We start from the raw sequence: 14,348 nt of genomic DNA, 5'->3' as shown, positions 1-14,348 counted from the left end.
TACGGTTGCCTCTGCCAAAATCGGTCGCTTTTTTTTAGGCATTACACCAACCAATTTCTAAAAACTTGCGACCGGGACTGAAATTACCGAAGCGGGCCTTTATCTATAGTGGCCGCTAGCCCCATACCCAAGTCGACCATGCACCTCTCACTCGAACACATCACCGGCCAGATGCTGCAGGCCATCGATAAATGTCGGCTGATTCAAATCCGCGGCCGGGTCACGCAAGTCACCGGCACACTGCTCAAAGCAGTGGTGCCCGGTGCGCGCATCGGTGAGCTTTGCCAATTGCGCAACCCCGACCACTCGCTGTCACTGATGGCTGAAGTCATTGGTTTCCAGCAACATCAGGCACTCCTGACCCCTCTGGGCGAAATGCTTGGTGTCTCCTCGAACACCGAGGTCAGCCCGACCGGCACCATGCACCAGGTAGGCGTCGGCGATCACTTGCTGGGCCAGGTACTCGATGGCCTGGGCCAGCCGCTCAATGGCAGCCACCTGGGTGAACCCGCTGCGTGGTACCCGGTTTACCGCGATGCGCCCGACCCCATGAGCCGCAATCTGATCGAGCGCCCCATTTCCCTTGGTGTTCGCACCATCGACGGCCTGCTGACTTGCGGTGAAGGACAACGCATGGGGATTTTCGCCGCGGCCGGCGGCGGTAAAAGCACTCTGCTGGCGACCTTGATGCGCAGTGCGGACGTCGACGTCATTGTGCTGGCGCTGGTCGGTGAGCGCGGGCGTGAGGTGCGTGAATTCATCGAGTCTGATCTGGGCGAGCAAGGCCTCAAACGCTCGGTACTGGTAGTCGCCACCTCTGACCGACCAGCAATGGAGCGCGCCAAGGCCGGCTTTGTTGCCACCACGATTGCCGAGTACTTTCGCGACCAGGGTAAACGTGTGCTGCTGCTGATGGACTCCGTCACCCGGTTTGCCAGGGCCCAGCGCGAAATCGGCCTGGCCGCTGGCGAGCCGCCGACTCGGCGCGGCTTTCCACCTTCGGTATTCGCCGCCCTGCCGCGGCTGATGGAGCGCGCCGGCCAATCTGACAAAGGCTCAATCACCGCGCTGTACACCGTGCTAGTCGAAGGTGACGACATGACTGAGCCGGTAGCGGATGAAACCCGCTCGATTCTCGATGGGCACATCATCCTGTCGCGCAAGCTGGCGGCATCCAACCATTACCCGGCCATCGATGTACTGCGCTCGGTGAGCCGAGTCATGAACCAGATAGTGACCCCTGAGCATCGCAATGCCGCCAACCAGTTGCGCGAGTGGCTGGCCCGATACGAAGAAGTCGAGTTGTTGCTCAAGATCGGCGAGTACCAGAAAGGTCAGGATCCGGTCGCCGATCGGGCCATCGAAAAAATGGACGCCATTCGTGCCTGGCTGCGCCAAGGCACCCATGAACCCAGTGACCTGCCCGATTGCCTTGAACAACTGGCGAGCCTGACCCGATGACACTCCCTACTTTGTTGCGCATCAAGCGCTTGCGCGTCGAGCGTGCGGAACAGGCATTGCAGCGCCAGGAGTTGCGGGTCGGCGAGGCGCAGCGCCTCCATCAAACGACACTGGCTGATCACAAACAATACCGGCAGTGGCGCCAGGCGCAAGAAACCCGTTTGTTCGAGCAATGCAAGGCACACCCCATAAACCGCAAAACACTGGAGCAATGGCAGCAGCAGGTTGCCCGCTTGCGAGAAAAGGAAGCAGCACTGGAACAGACCATCGCCGAACAGGCGCAAACCCTGGCCCAGGAGCGCGAACGCCTGCGCCTGAGCAGGCGCCAGTTGCAGGAGGCTCAGCAGCAAGTCGCAAAATTCAACGAGCTGAACGCCCACGCCCTCGCTGAGGCGTTGATGCTGCTTGAGTTCAAAGAAGAACAAGAACTCGAAGAGTTCCGTCGCACCGAGGCCGCCTCATGAGCAGAATTTCCCCACCAGATAGGCCACAAGATGTCTTTACACCGTCATCGCTCCCGGCACTCGTAGCCTCAGACAAAAATTGCCAGGCCGAATTCGAGCGGGCGCTGGGCAGCAGACCCGATGTGATAGAGCGACGCCTGATCGACGCATCGCGTAAGTTCGGTAACCGCGCACCCGATAAAACGCTTGAGGACAATTGCAGCCCGCAGGATGAGGACGCCAGAACAGCTGAACCGGCCAATACCAAGGGGCGCGAGACCATCCCTGATCTGCCACCGAAACCCGACACGCCGGGCGGGCAGGCCACGAATGAGGAAAGCGGCGAACACCGTGAGCCTGACCAGGCCTGCATGCTGCAGTCTCCCATAGCCATTGCCACACCGTTTTCCACAGTCACTACCAAACCGTCTCACACGACGACTACCCCACCGTCGTCCACAACGGCGACCACACCGTCTTCCACAGAAACTACCAGGCCGTCTCCCACAGCGGCGACCACCGCGCCTGTGCCAGCGACCGACCGACCTGTGACGGCTACGAACCAGCGTGACAACACCACAGCGCCTCTGAAGAGCCCGGAGCAAAATCTGTCCATAGCACCAAACGCTCCTGCCAATAGAGCCCCCGTCCAAACACCTGCTGATCAACAAAACCCCTCTGGCGAACAAGATGAACAGGCACATTTCGATGTGGCGGACGAAGACCCCAAGCTCGCCTCAGGCCCCCACCAGACCCCGGGCGACAAACTGCTGGCACGCTTGCTGAAGACCACTGAGCAACCGTCGTTCAGCAGGGACCTCGACAAACTGGCGCAAACCCTGCAGCTGCACATCCAGGCTGGCGAGTCCCGTAATGGCAGCAGTACGCGGCTTCAGGTAAATCTGGCACAACTGGGCCAGGTCGATGTTCAGCTCAACCACTCACGCGGGGAGTTGCATGTCGAAATACAGGCCAGCCCCGGTAGCCTGCTGCAACTCCAACTTGCCCGTGGCGACCTGATGGAACGCTTGCAACGCCTGCACCCGGGCCAACCGATCCAGTTGACTTTTGCTCAACAGCAACATGGCGGTGATCAGGGCTCACGACAACGCCGGCATGTGTATGACGAGTGGGAGCAGGATTCATGAGCAGCCTGACGCTTCCTTGGGCCGCCCCCCGGGAACTGGCCCTGCAACAAAAACTCAGTCGTTGCCGCAGCCGCTATCCACTCGCGCAGGGGGAGGCCCGCCTGGCGATCCTTGTGCCGCCCGACTCGCTGGATGTACGACTGAGCCTCCACTGGCAAGGTTTGCTGTTGCATTGGCGATGCCACAGCGCCCCCCTGGCCGCGTGGCTTGAACCCCACCTGCAAGAAGCGGCGCTCAGCAGCCTGCCATTGCCACTGCAATTGGCGCTGCTGGAGTTGGAAAGCGTCGTTTTGCCAGGACTCACCTGGAAGAGCATACAGCCGTGCACCGACGACCCCGAGATCGGCACGCCCACACTGGCATTAACCCTGACACGCGGTACACAACACCTGGTTGTATGGCTGGAGAGTGACCCAAGCGCGGTACTTGCCTGCGTGCCCGCCCGCCCGCTCGCAGAGCTGAACGCGGTTCTGTTGCGGCTTTCTTTGCAATGGGGGCCGATCAGTCTACTCCCCGCGCAACTGCACTCATTGGCTACCGGGGACCTGCTCTTGCTGCCTGCACGCCACGACGCTACGAGCCCTTTGCTCGGTGTCGTCGAAGATCGCCCCTGGGCGCACTTTCGCCACCATGAATCTCAACTGGAACTGCTTGCCATGCACAATGATGCCCCCCTCGAAACCCCCAATGACCTGACCCACCTTGATCAACTGCCCGTTCAGGTCAGCTTTGAAGTCGGTCGTCAGACGCTCGATCTGCACAGCCTCGCGACCCTGCAACCGGGGTCACTGATTGACCTCGCCTCGCCGCTCGACGGCGAAGTGCGGATCCTGGTCAACCATCGCTGCGTGGGAACGGGTGAGCTGGTGAGTATTCAGGATCGCCTTGGTGTGCGGGTCAACCGCCTGCTGCAGGATCTGCCCGCATGATTCAATTGCCTGACGAACTCAGTCTGATCTTTGGCTTGGCGCTGCTGGCATTGCTACCTTTCATTGCGGTCATGGCCACCTCATTTATCAAGATGACGGTGGTCTTCTCACTGCTTCGCAACGCGCTGGGCGTACAACAGATTCCACCGAACATGGCCATGTATGGCCTGGCAATCATCTTGAGCCTGTACGTGATGGCTCCTGTCGGTTTCGCGACCCGCGACTATCTGCGCACCCACGATGTCAGCCTGAACAACAGCCAGTCGGTGGAACAGTTCCTCGATGAAGGCATGGAGCCTTATCGGTCCTTTCTGAAGAGACAGATCCAGGCCCGTGAACATGCGTTCTTCGTCGACAGTACCCGCCAGGTCTGGCCCAGCGAGTATGCCGATCAACTCGAACCCGACAGTTTGCTCATCTTGCTGCCAGCCTTCACGGTCAGTGAACTGACGCGCGCCTTTGAAATCGGCTTTCTGATTTACCTGCCCTTCATTGCCATTGACCTGATCATTTCCAACATCCTGCTGGCCATGGGGATGATGATGGTTTCACCGATGACCATTTCCTTGCCGTTCAAACTGTTGTTGTTTGTCCTGCTGGACGGCTGGGCGCGGTTGACCCACGGCCTTGTCATCAGTTACGGAGGCTGAGAGTGAATAACGCCGAAATCCTCCATTTCACCAGCCAGAGCCTGTGGCTGGTCCTGATTCTGTCCATGCCCACCGTGCTCATGGCGGCCGCCGTCGGCACGCTGGTGTCACTGGTACAAGCACTGACCCAAATTCAGGAGCAGACCCTGGGCTTTGTCGCCAAGCTGATCGCCGTTGTCATTACTCTGTTTGCCACGGCGGGATGGATGGGTAACGAACTCTACGCATTTGCCGAATTGACCCTGCTCAAGATTCCTCTCGTACGATGAGCATTCAGGATCTGCAACAACTCCTGTTGGCATACACCCTACTGCTGCCCAGAATCATCAGTTGTTTTGTGGTCATGCCAATTCTGAGCAAACAAATGCTCGGGGGTGGCCTGGTTCGTAACGGCGTGGCCTGTTCGCTCGCCTTGTTTGCCTACCCGACAGTCGCCGGCACGCTGCCAATGACACTTAACGGCATAGACCTGGCCATGCTGATCGGCAAGGAAGTCTTGCTCGGCCTGCTGATCGGGTTTGTCGCCACGATCCCGTTCTGGGCCATCGAGGCCACCGGGTTCATCATTGACAACCAGCGCGGCGCCTCCATCGCCTCTACGCTCAACCCCACATTGGGCAGCCAGACCAGCCCTACCGGCTTGTTGCTGACACAAACCATGATCACCCTGTTTTTTACCGGTGGCGCGTTTCTGACGTTGATCGGGGCACTGTTCCAGAGCTACGTCAGTTGGCCGGTCGCAACCTTCTTTCCCTATATCGGCAGCCAGTGGGTGGACTTTTTCTACGCCCAGTTTTCGCAACTGCTACGCCTGTGCCTGTTGTTGGCGGCTCCGCTGCTGATCGCCATGTTCCTGGCCGAGTTCGGCCTGGCCCTGATCAGTCGCTTTGCCCCGTCCTTGAATGTGTTCATCCTCGCCATGCCGATCAAAAGTATCGTCGCCAGTCTGTTGTTGGTGATTTACCTGAACGTGTTGATGGCGCACGCCTATGACAGCTTGCTGATCGCCATCGACCCGCTCCGTCATCTACGCCCAGTGCTGGAAACGCCATGAGCGCCGAAAAAAGTGAACAGCCCACGCCGAAGAAGCTCCGCGATGCGCGAGCCAAAGGCCAGGTGGTCAAAAGCAAGGAAGTGGTGTCCACGGTGCTGATTCTGGCTCTGATTGCCACGCTCGCCAGCTTCAGCGATTACTACATGGAGCACCTCGGGCAACTGATGCTGATGCCCGAGTCGTATCTCAACCTGCCGTTCGGGCTGGCCCTGCAGTTAATGGTGGAAAACCTGTTCCAGGAAATGGTCTACCTCTGCCTGCCATTCTTGGTCGTTGCCGCATTGGCCGTCATCGCCGCCCACCTGTTGCAGTACGGCTTTCTGCTCAGCGGCGAGTCGATCATGCCCGACCTGAAAAAGATCAATCCGATAGAGGGCGCCAAGAAGATCTTCTCGATGCGCAGCCTTGTCGACTTCCTCAAGTCGCTCATCAAGGTGACCCTGTTGTCGGTGCTGGTCTGGACAACCCTGGCCGGCAACCTGGACACCCTGATCAGGCTGCCCGCCTGCGGACTGAGTTGCATTGCACCGGTGATCGGTTTATTGCTTGGCCAGTTGATGCTGATTTGCGGCGTGGGGTTTGTGGTGATCTCGGCGCTCGACTATGCCTTCGAGCGCTACGAGCACAACAAGCAGTTGCGCATGAGCAAGGACGAAATCAAACGCGAATACAAAGAGATGGAAGGCAGCCCAGAGATCAAAAGCAAACGACGTCAGTTTCATCAGGAGTTGCAGTCAAGCAACCTGCGCGCAGACGTCAAACGCTCCTCGGTGATTGTCGCCAACCCCACCCACATTGCAATTGGCCTTCGCTACGTGAAAGGCGAGACGCCCTTGCCCGTCGTCACCTTGAAACACACCGAGGCCCTGGCCCTGCAAGTGCGTCGTATTGCCGAGGAAGAAGGCATCCCGGTGTTGCAGCGTGTCCCCTTGGCTCGGGCGTTGTATCAGGATGGCCATGTCGACCAGTACATTCCCGCCGACCTGATTCAAACCACCGCCGAGGTTCTGCGCTGGCTCGACAGCCAGCAACAGATACCACCGTCAGTGCTGTAAGCCGGCGCCCTGGGAAGCTTTCAGAAGCCGACGGTAGCCGATACCAGCCACGTACGCGGCGTAGACAGGGTCAGGCCTGGCGCACTGTCGCTGGAGGTCGCGGCCGAGGCCCAATACGTGGTGTCCAGCACGTTCTCCACAGTGGCCCGCAGGGTCACCGGGTTTTCCTTGACCTTGAAGGTGTAGCGCGCGCCCAGGTCATAGCGTTCCCAGTTGTCGATTTTCTGCTGGTTGGCCGCATCCAGGTACTGCGCGCCGGTGTGGATCGCGCGGGCGGTCAGGGTCAGGCCTTGCAGGCGTGGCACATCCCATTCGGCACCCAGGTTGACGTTGGCGATCGGCGCGCCGGTGCCGCGCTTGCCATCCGTGAGCCCCTGGGCAGTCTTGGTCTGCTCGCTGTCGAGCAGCATCACCCCGCCCAGCAGGCGCACGCCGGCCAGCGGCTCGCCAAACATGTTCAGCTCAACGCCCTGGTTGCGCAGTTGGCCATTGGGTTTGAAGAACCCCTGGCTGTCGATGCCATAGGCCGGCTGCTTGATCTGGAACACACTGGCAGTCAGGCCAAAGCTGCCCATGTCGTACTTGGCGCCGACTTCCACCTGCTTGCTCTTGGTCGGCGGGAAGATCGCGTTTTCATTGTGCACCCCACTCGACGGTGCGGTCTCGCCCTGGCTCAGGCCTTCCATGTAGTTGGTGTACAGGGACAACTGGTCGGTGACTTTCACCACCAGGCCCAGGGCTGGCGAGGTCGCTTGTTCGTCGTACTCCGGCTGATCCTTGATGCCATTGCTCCAGGAGGTGACCTGGACCTTTTGCAGGCGCGCGCCAAGGGTCAGCAGCACCCGTTCATCGAAAAACGCCAGGGTGTCGGCCAAGGCCAGGCTGGTGAAGCGGTTTTCGGTGTGGGTGCTGGTGTCCCAGCGCACGGCCTGGCCTGGGTGGGGCAAGACCACCGGGTTGTAGAGGTTGCTCTTGCCCGGTGTGTAGCGCTCGCCGGCATTGTCGAAATCCATATTGAACTGATTGAGGCTGACATTGAGGGTGTGCCCTACGGGGCCAGTGTCGAACCAACTGCGCGCGCCGACGGTGACGGTCTTGACGTCTTCGTCGCGGCGGAAACTGCGCGGCACCACGGTGAAGTCGCCATTGCTCTGGGTTGCCTGCACACCATGGCGCAGGAAGTCATAGTTGCCTTTGCGCGCACCGGCGGCGGCATAGACCATCAACGAATCGCTGACATCAAACTCGCCACGCACCGCGCCAAAGGTGTCTTTGGTATGGGAATAGGTCCAGGACTGGGCGAAGTTGTCGCGGATCTCGCGGGCCTTGGGCATCACGCTGCCCTTGGCGATTTCCACGCGCTCCTGGGGCGCATCGGCGGTGCGCTCCTGGCGCCCGAGGTCGAGGGACAGGCGCACCCGCTCCTGGCGATAATCGAGGCCGATCACGGTCATTTCGCGGTCTACCTCCTGGTGATCCCACTCGGTATCGCCGGCTTGCTTCACGCCATTGAAGCGCACGCCAAACTGCTGCTCATCGCCAAACCGCCGGCCGATATCCACCGCACCGCCGAACTGCCCGGCCGAGGCATAGCTGCCGGTGAACTCGGTGAGCGGCGTGTCGGCGGCGCGCTTGGGCTCGATATTGATCCCGCCACCGATGCTGCCCCGAGGCGCGATGCCGCCGAGCAAGGCGCCGGGGCCCTTGAGGATATCGACGCGCTCGACCATTTCCATGTCGATGGCGTAGGTTGGCAACACGCCATACAGGCCGCCGTAGGACACGTCGCTGTTGAACAGGCTGAACCCGCGCACCGAGAACTGCTCAAAACGCCCACCGGCCGGGTTGGTGATGCGTACCGAAGGGTCGCTGGCAACCATCTCGCCGAGGGTGCGCGCCTGTAGGTTTTTCACCGCCTTGGCGGTATAGGAGGTGAGGTTGAACGGCGTATCCATAAAATCGCCGTCGCCGAGCATACCCTGGGCACCTTTGCGTGTGACCTGGTCACCGGCGTAGGTTTCGGCGACCGGTGTGGCCGCCGCCCCGAGAATCGAGGTGGCCGGTAACTGGTAGACACCGCCCTGTGGCGCGGGGATCAGGGTGTAGGCGCGCTCCCCCACCGCCTGCAATTGCAGGCCCGAGCCTTGCAGCAGGCGCTCGAAGCCTTCCTCGACGGCAAACTCACCCCAGACCCCGGCGCTTTGGCGGCCGCTGACCAGGGCCGGATCGACCGACAGATTGACCCCGGCCAGCCCGGCAAAGCGGGTCAAGGCACTGCCCAGGCTGCCGGCGGGCACCTGATAACTGCGTCGGGCCGCATCCTCGGCCCAGCCCACAGGAATCAACAACGGGCTGGCACTCAGGCTCAGCAGCAAACTCAGGCGCAACAACGATGGCGGGACGACGGGCATTAAAAGGCTCTCTGTTTTCGTTCACTTGCCTTGGATGACAGGCGAGCCGAAAAAAGGGGACACGGGATTGCAAAACCTGTGGAATCCCCTGTGGGAGCGGGCTTGTGTGGGAGCGGGCTTGCTCGCGATAGCGGTGTATCAGACATAGATGAGTTGGCTGACCCTGCGCCTTCGCGAGCAAGTCCTCCCACATTGGATCTGCATCAACAATTAAATCGTGGTCAAGCCAGGGGTCTACGCGGTGCCAGCGTGACCCAATACCGCGTGCGAAACTGCACCTGCAGCCCATGAGTGGTGGCCAGCAGGCTGAGGATGCGGTCGGTGTCGTCCAGGCGGAAACTGCCGGTGACGCGCAAGCCTTCCAGGCTCGGATCCCAGCGCAGGACACCCGGGCGATAGCGATCCAGTTCGCGCAGGAAATCACCCAGCGCTAGGTTTTGTGCGGTCAGTACCCCGTCGCGCCAGTCCGGTTGCAGCACGTCGAATGGCAGCGGCACGCCCAGCCCTGTGGGCTGTAGGCGTATCTGTTGCCCGCTTTGGACCCGGGCGCTACGCCCAGCCCCATCGAGCACGTGGACCTGGCCCTTGAGCACCGACACCAGGCAAGCGTTTGCCCACTGACGCACACAGACCTCGGCCTGGCTGGCGATAACCTGGCCATAACGGGTGTGAACCGTCAGTGCCGCCGTACCTGGTACGTTCAGCGCCATTTCCCCATCGACCAGGGTCAGGCGTCGCCGGGCGAGGTCCACATCCACGGCACTGGCAGTGTTCAGTTGCAGGACGCTGCCATCGGCCAATGGCACACGTTTGCGCTCGCCGGTAGCGGTGTGCAGGTCGGCACGCCATACGTCGAGGGGGAGCTGGCGACTGAGCAGCCAGGCCGCCGGCACCAGTGCCGCCACGCCCAGGGCGCGCTTGAGCACGGCACGCCGGCCCGGTTGCGGGCGGTCGAGGCTGGCCATGGCCAGGGAGGCTGGCAGGTCGGCAAAGCGCTGGCGCAGCAGTTGCGCCTTTTGCCAGGCCTGTTCGTGCTGGGGGTGGCTGTCGCGCCATTGCTGCAAGCCGGTGTGGTCGCGTTCGCCAGCGGTGCCGGACTCCAACAGCGCCAGCCAGTGCGCCGCGGCCCGCGCCACATCCGCTGGGGTACGGCTCACAGTTCCACCAACAGGCAATGCTCGTAGGCCTGGGCCATATAGCGCTTGACCGTGCGCTGCGAGACCTTGAGGCGCTCGGCAATCTCCCGGTAGCCCAGGCCTTCGAGCTGGCTCCAGAGAAACGCCCGGCGCACCACCGGCGCCAGGCCGTCGAGCAATTCATCCAGGGCCTGCAGGGTTTCCAGCAGCAACCAGCGCTGCTCCGGCGAGGGCACGCATGCTTCAGGCAGGCATGCCAGGGCATTCAGATAGGCCTGCTCCAGGCTGCGGCGCTGATGAAAATTGACCAGCAAGCGCTTGCCCACCGTCACCAGATAGGCCCGTGGTTCCTGCAATTGCGCTACCGGCTGGGCGCTGGCCAGCACCCGCAGGAAGGTGTCCTGGCTCAGGTCGGCGGCATCCCAGGCATTACCCAGGCGCCGACGCAGCCAGCTTTCCAGCCAACTGCGGTGGTCGCGGTACAAGGTGCTCAGGCTGGGTTCGGCGGTGGTCGTTGGCGATACAGCATCAGTCATGGCAAGCGAACCCTGGGCGGCGCGAGTGAGTCTCAAATGAGATTCATTCTATTTAATATCCCTGCGCGGCACCATGTTCTTTTTGCCGGGTAGACGGGTGGAGCGCCTCAACGCATCACCACAATCCCCCCTACCAACACCACCGGCCACGCCCACATCGCCGCCCGCCATCCCCAGGGCGCATGCCGCAGTTCCATAAACCCATCGGCAATCACCCAGGCCTTGGCCACCGCTGCCAGCAGCACGATCCACCACCATCCCGCAGCGCCGGACATAACGGTGCCCACGCTCAGCAGCACCAACGCGGCCCAGCACGCCAGCATCGTCACAACACGTACACCAACGGAAACAGTACGACCCACACCAGATCCACCATATGCCAATACAACACCCCGGACTCCAACCCCGCCTGGCGCCCCGGCCCATAAGCTCCACGCCAGCAGCGCAAGCCCAACCACGCCAGGATCACCATCCCCAGCAGCACATGCAAAAAATGAAACCCGGTCAGAATCCAGTACAGGGTAAAGAATGTGCTGTGCTCCAGGCCCAGCCCGGCAGCGGCCAGGTGCCCGTACTCGCCGAGTTTGATCCACACATACCCCATCGCCACCGACAGCCCCAGCGCCAACAACCCGCCCGCCCGCCGTGGGTGGCCGGCAAGTGCCTGTTGCTGTGCCAACGCCGCCAACAGGCCGGCGGTCAGCAGGCTCAGGGTCATGGCCAGGCCGGTGGAGGTGTCCAGCTGTGCGCGGCCTTCGGCAAAGACCTCGGGCCGTAGTGCCTGGGTCACCGCAAAGGCGAGGATCAGGATCGCGAACACCGAGAGTTCGGCGAGGATGAACAACCACATCGCCAGGTCACCCGGCAGCCGCCGTTCAACTGAAGTGAACATCAACCACATCCATCAGCGCCGCGACGGTTTGCGGGTCGTCGCTCAGCGCTTCGGCCAGACAGGCCAGGCAGGCTTGGCGCGGGGGCATGCCGGCGGCGATCAGGCGGGCGGTGAAGATCAGCAAGCGGGTGGACGCCACCTCTTCCAGGTCATGTTGGTCAAGCCGGCGCAAGGCCTGCCCCAGGCGCACCACCTGGGCCGCCAAGGCGCTGTCCACCTGGGCTTCGCGGGCGACGATGCGCTCTTCTTCCACTGTCGCAGGATAGCCAAAGCGCATCGCCACAAAACGCTGGCGGGTGCTGGGTTTCATGCCCTTGAGCAGGTTCTGGTAACCGGGGTTGTAGGACACCACCAACATAAATGACGGCGGCGCCTTGAGCACTTCGCCGGTGCGCTCCAGGAACAGCTCGCGACGGTCGTCGGCCACCGGGTGCAGGACCACGGCCGTGTCCTGGCGGGCCTCGACCACTTCGTCCAGGTAGCAGATGCCCCCCTCACGTACCGCGCGGGTCAGCGGGCCGTCCTGCCACCAGGTGCCCTGGGCGCCGATCAGGTGACGGCCGATCAGGTCGGCGGCGCTGAGGTCGTCGTGGCAGGCCACGGTGTACAACGGCAATTGCAGGCGGTGGGCCATGTGCTGCACAAAGCGGGTCTTGCCGCAGCCGGTCGGGCCCTTGATCAGCACCGGCATGCGGTGGCGCCAGGCGTGCTCGAACAGCTCGTGTTCGTTATTGACGGCTTGGTAGAAGGGTTCGCTCATGGGGCACCTTGCATGGACAACGGGTTTGACGGCCACGCTACGGGGGCCTGCGACAACCTGGCAAGCCGTACTCAAGGCAAACTTGATCGCCGTCAAGCGGTCATCCACCCGCCGCGACATAGTCTCTGCTGGCACTAAGAACCTGCGCTCTACCCGGATCGCAAAGGTCTTGCCTGAGGAGATATGGAATGCTGACTCGCAACAAAACACCCTACGTACTGACGCTGGCCAGGCTCAGCTGCGCGCTGGCCCTGGCCCTTTCAACACAGGCCTTCGCCGCTGCTCCCGCGCCGGCGGCGGCCATGGTCCAAAGCCCCGGCGCTGCCGATTTGAGCCAGGCCGAGTTCGATGCCTCGAAGCAGATCTACTTCGAGCGCTGCGCCGGCTGCCACGGGGTGTTGCGCAAAGGCGCCACCGGCAAGCCGCTGACCCCGGACATCACCCAGGCCCGGGGCCAGGCGTATCTGGAAGCCTTGATCACCTACGGCTCCCCCGCCGGCATGCCGAACTGGGGCACCTCCAATGCGCTGACCAAGGCGCAGATCACCAGCATGGCCACCTTCATCCAGCACACCGCGCCGACGCCACCGGAATGGGGCATGGCCGAGACGCTCAAGACCTGGAAGGTGCTGGTCAAGCCTGAAGACCGTCCGAAGAAGCAACTCAACACGCTGAACCTGGAAAACCTGTTCTCCGTGACCCTGCGTGACGACGGCAAAATCGCCCTGATCGACGGCGACAGCAAGAAAATCGTCAAGCTGATCGACACCGGCTACGCCGTGCATATCTCGCGGATTTCCGCCTCGGGCCGCTACCTGCTGGTGATCGGCCGTGACGCCAAGATCGACATGATCGACCTGTGGCCCGCCGAGCCGACCAAAGTCGCCGAGATCAAGGTGGGCATCGAGGCCCGCTCGGTGGAAACCTCCAAGTTCAAGGGCTATGAAGACAAGTACGCGATTGCCGGTTCCTACTGGCCGCCGCAGTTCACCATCATGGACGGCGAGACCCTGGAGCCCAAGCAGATCGTCTCGACCCGCGGCATGACCGTGGACAAGCAGGAATACCACCCCGAGCCGCGTGTGGCAGCGATCATCGCCTCCCACGAATGGCCGGAGTTCATCGTCAACGTCAAGGAAACCGGCAAGGTGATGCTGGTCAATTACCAGGACATCAAGAACCTCACCATCACCACCATCGACGCCGCGCCGTTCCTGCATGACGGCGGTTGGGACAGCACCCACCGCTATTTCATGACGGCGGCGAACAACTCCAACAAGGTGGCGGTGATCGACTCCAAGGAGCGCAAGCTCACCGCCCTGGTGGATGTGGGCAAGACCCCGCACCCCGGCCGTGGCGCCAACTTTGTGCACCCGCAATACGGTCCGGTATGGGCCACCAGCCACTTGGGGGACGGTGGGGTTTCGGTGATCGGCACCGACCCGGTCAAGCACCCGCAATACGCCTGGAAACAAGTGGCCTCGCTCAATGGCCAGGGCGGCGGCTCGCTGTTTATCAAGACCCACCCCAACTCGCGGCACCTGTACGTCGACACCACCCTCAACCCCGACACCAAGCTCAGCCAGTCGGTGGCCGTGTTCAACATCGACAAGCTCGACGCCGGCTACACCGTGCTGCCGATTGCCCAATGGTCGGGCATCAAGCAAGGCGCCCTGCGCGTGGTGCAGCCGGAATACAACAAGGCGGGCGACGAAGTGTGGTTCTCGGTGTGGAACGGCCAGGAAGAGGAGTCGGCGCTGGTGGTGGTCGATGACAAGACCCTCAAGCTCAAGAACGTGATCAAGGACAAGCGCCTGATTACCCCGACCGGCAAGTTCAACGTTTACAACACCCAATTCGATATCTATTGAGC

15 protein-coding genes are annotated in these 14,348 nt (G+C 61.8%); 9 read left to right on the top strand and 6 right to left on the bottom strand.

The genetic code is table 11. From position 1 onward, the window contains the following. Positions 1-138: 138 nt before the first annotated feature. From sctN to sctU, 8 genes are all read left to right on the top strand, one after another. Entirely contained in the window at positions 139-1,461 is a 1,323-nt protein-coding gene (gene sctN, locus AC07W7_RS01425) for a type III secretion system ATPase SctN (protein WP_169864159.1), read from the top strand. Beyond that, a complete protein-coding gene (sctO, locus tag AC07W7_RS01420) occupies positions 1,458-1,925 on the top strand; it encodes a type III secretion system stalk subunit SctO (protein ID WP_495038481.1) in 468 nt (155 codons plus the stop codon). Before sctN ends, sctO begins: the two co-directional genes overlap by 4 nt. A 689-nt stretch (positions 1,926-2,614) precedes the next feature. Beyond that, positions 2,615-3,052: a type III secretion system needle length determinant gene (locus tag AC07W7_RS01415; RefSeq protein ID WP_169901258.1), complete on the top strand. Its 438-nt coding sequence runs from the start codon at positions 2,615-2,617 to the stop codon at positions 3,050-3,052. After that, positions 3,049-3,981 carry a type III secretion system cytoplasmic ring protein SctQ gene (gene sctQ / locus AC07W7_RS01410; RefSeq protein ID WP_495038480.1) on the top strand — a complete coding sequence of 311 codons (933 nt, stop codon included), beginning with the start codon at positions 3,049-3,051 and terminating at the stop codon, positions 3,979-3,981. The genes AC07W7_RS01415 and sctQ overlap by 4 nt, the downstream gene beginning before the upstream one ends. Continuing rightward, complete coding sequence (gene sctR / locus AC07W7_RS01405) at positions 3,978-4,631, top strand: type III secretion system export apparatus subunit SctR (protein ID WP_495038479.1); 654 nt, start codon at positions 3,978-3,980, stop codon at positions 4,629-4,631. The genes sctQ and sctR overlap by 4 nt, the downstream gene beginning before the upstream one ends. A gap of 2 nt (positions 4,632-4,633) precedes the next feature. Continuing rightward, complete coding sequence (gene sctS / locus AC07W7_RS01400; protein ID WP_076963264.1) at positions 4,634-4,900, top strand: type III secretion system export apparatus subunit SctS; 267 nt, start codon at positions 4,634-4,636, stop codon at positions 4,898-4,900. Further along, on the top strand, positions 4,897-5,685 hold the full coding sequence (sctT, locus tag AC07W7_RS01395; RefSeq protein ID WP_076963265.1) for a type III secretion system export apparatus subunit SctT: 789 nt from the start codon (positions 4,897-4,899) through the stop codon (positions 5,683-5,685). The genes sctS and sctT overlap by 4 nt, the downstream gene beginning before the upstream one ends. Continuing rightward, on the top strand, positions 5,682-6,740 hold the full coding sequence (gene sctU / locus AC07W7_RS01390; protein WP_099169703.1) for a type III secretion system export apparatus subunit SctU: 1,059 nt from the start codon (positions 5,682-5,684) through the stop codon (positions 6,738-6,740). The genes sctT and sctU overlap by 4 nt, the downstream gene beginning before the upstream one ends. A 20-nt stretch (positions 6,741-6,760) precedes the next feature. On the opposite strand, the gene AC07W7_RS01385 is transcribed toward sctU, so the two are convergent. The 6 genes from AC07W7_RS01385 to AC07W7_RS01360 form a co-directional block, all read right to left on the bottom strand. Beyond that, the gene (locus tag AC07W7_RS01385) at positions 6,761-9,151 is read right to left on the bottom strand and encodes a TonB-dependent siderophore receptor (protein WP_495038478.1); all 2,391 of its coding nucleotides are present in this window, start codon (positions 9,149-9,151) and stop codon (positions 6,761-6,763) included. Positions 9,152-9,372: 221 nt separating this feature from the next. Further along, positions 9,373-10,308 carry a FecR domain-containing protein gene (locus AC07W7_RS01380; RefSeq protein ID WP_236309755.1) on the bottom strand — a complete coding sequence of 312 codons (936 nt, stop codon included), beginning with the start codon at positions 10,306-10,308 and terminating at the stop codon, positions 9,373-9,375. Next, complete coding sequence (locus tag AC07W7_RS01375; protein WP_099169807.1) at positions 10,305-10,823, bottom strand: sigma-70 family RNA polymerase sigma factor; 519 nt, start codon at positions 10,821-10,823, stop codon at positions 10,305-10,307. Before AC07W7_RS01375 ends, AC07W7_RS01380 begins: the two co-directional genes overlap by 4 nt. A gap of 107 nt (positions 10,824-10,930) precedes the next feature. Next, positions 10,931-11,146 carry a cytochrome C oxidase subunit IV family protein gene (locus tag AC07W7_RS01370; RefSeq protein ID WP_099169700.1) on the bottom strand — a complete coding sequence of 72 codons (216 nt, stop codon included), beginning with the start codon at positions 11,144-11,146 and terminating at the stop codon, positions 10,931-10,933. A gap of 2 nt (positions 11,147-11,148) precedes the next feature. After that, positions 11,149-11,715, bottom strand: coding sequence for a cytochrome c oxidase subunit 3 (locus tag AC07W7_RS01365; RefSeq protein ID WP_076963271.1), 567 nt, complete (start codon positions 11,713-11,715; stop codon positions 11,149-11,151). Further along, positions 11,699-12,475 (bottom strand): CbbQ/NirQ/NorQ/GpvN family protein, encoded by a 777-nt coding sequence (locus tag AC07W7_RS01360; RefSeq protein ID WP_099169698.1) that lies wholly within the window; start codon positions 12,473-12,475, stop codon positions 11,699-11,701. Before AC07W7_RS01360 ends, AC07W7_RS01365 begins: the two co-directional genes overlap by 17 nt. Before the next feature lie 188 nt (positions 12,476-12,663). Here AC07W7_RS01360 and nirS point away from each other — a divergent pair, with 188 nt between their 5' ends. Beyond that, a complete protein-coding gene (nirS, locus tag AC07W7_RS01355) occupies positions 12,664-14,346 on the top strand; it encodes a nitrite reductase (protein WP_495038477.1) in 1,683 nt (560 codons plus the stop codon). Positions 14,347-14,348 lie beyond the last annotated feature (2 nt).

Source organism: Pseudomonas sp. GW821-FHT01D09 (assembly GCF_059422465.1).
Note: the sequence above shows the minus strand (reverse complement) of the source record. Positions and strands in the feature narration are given on the sequence as shown.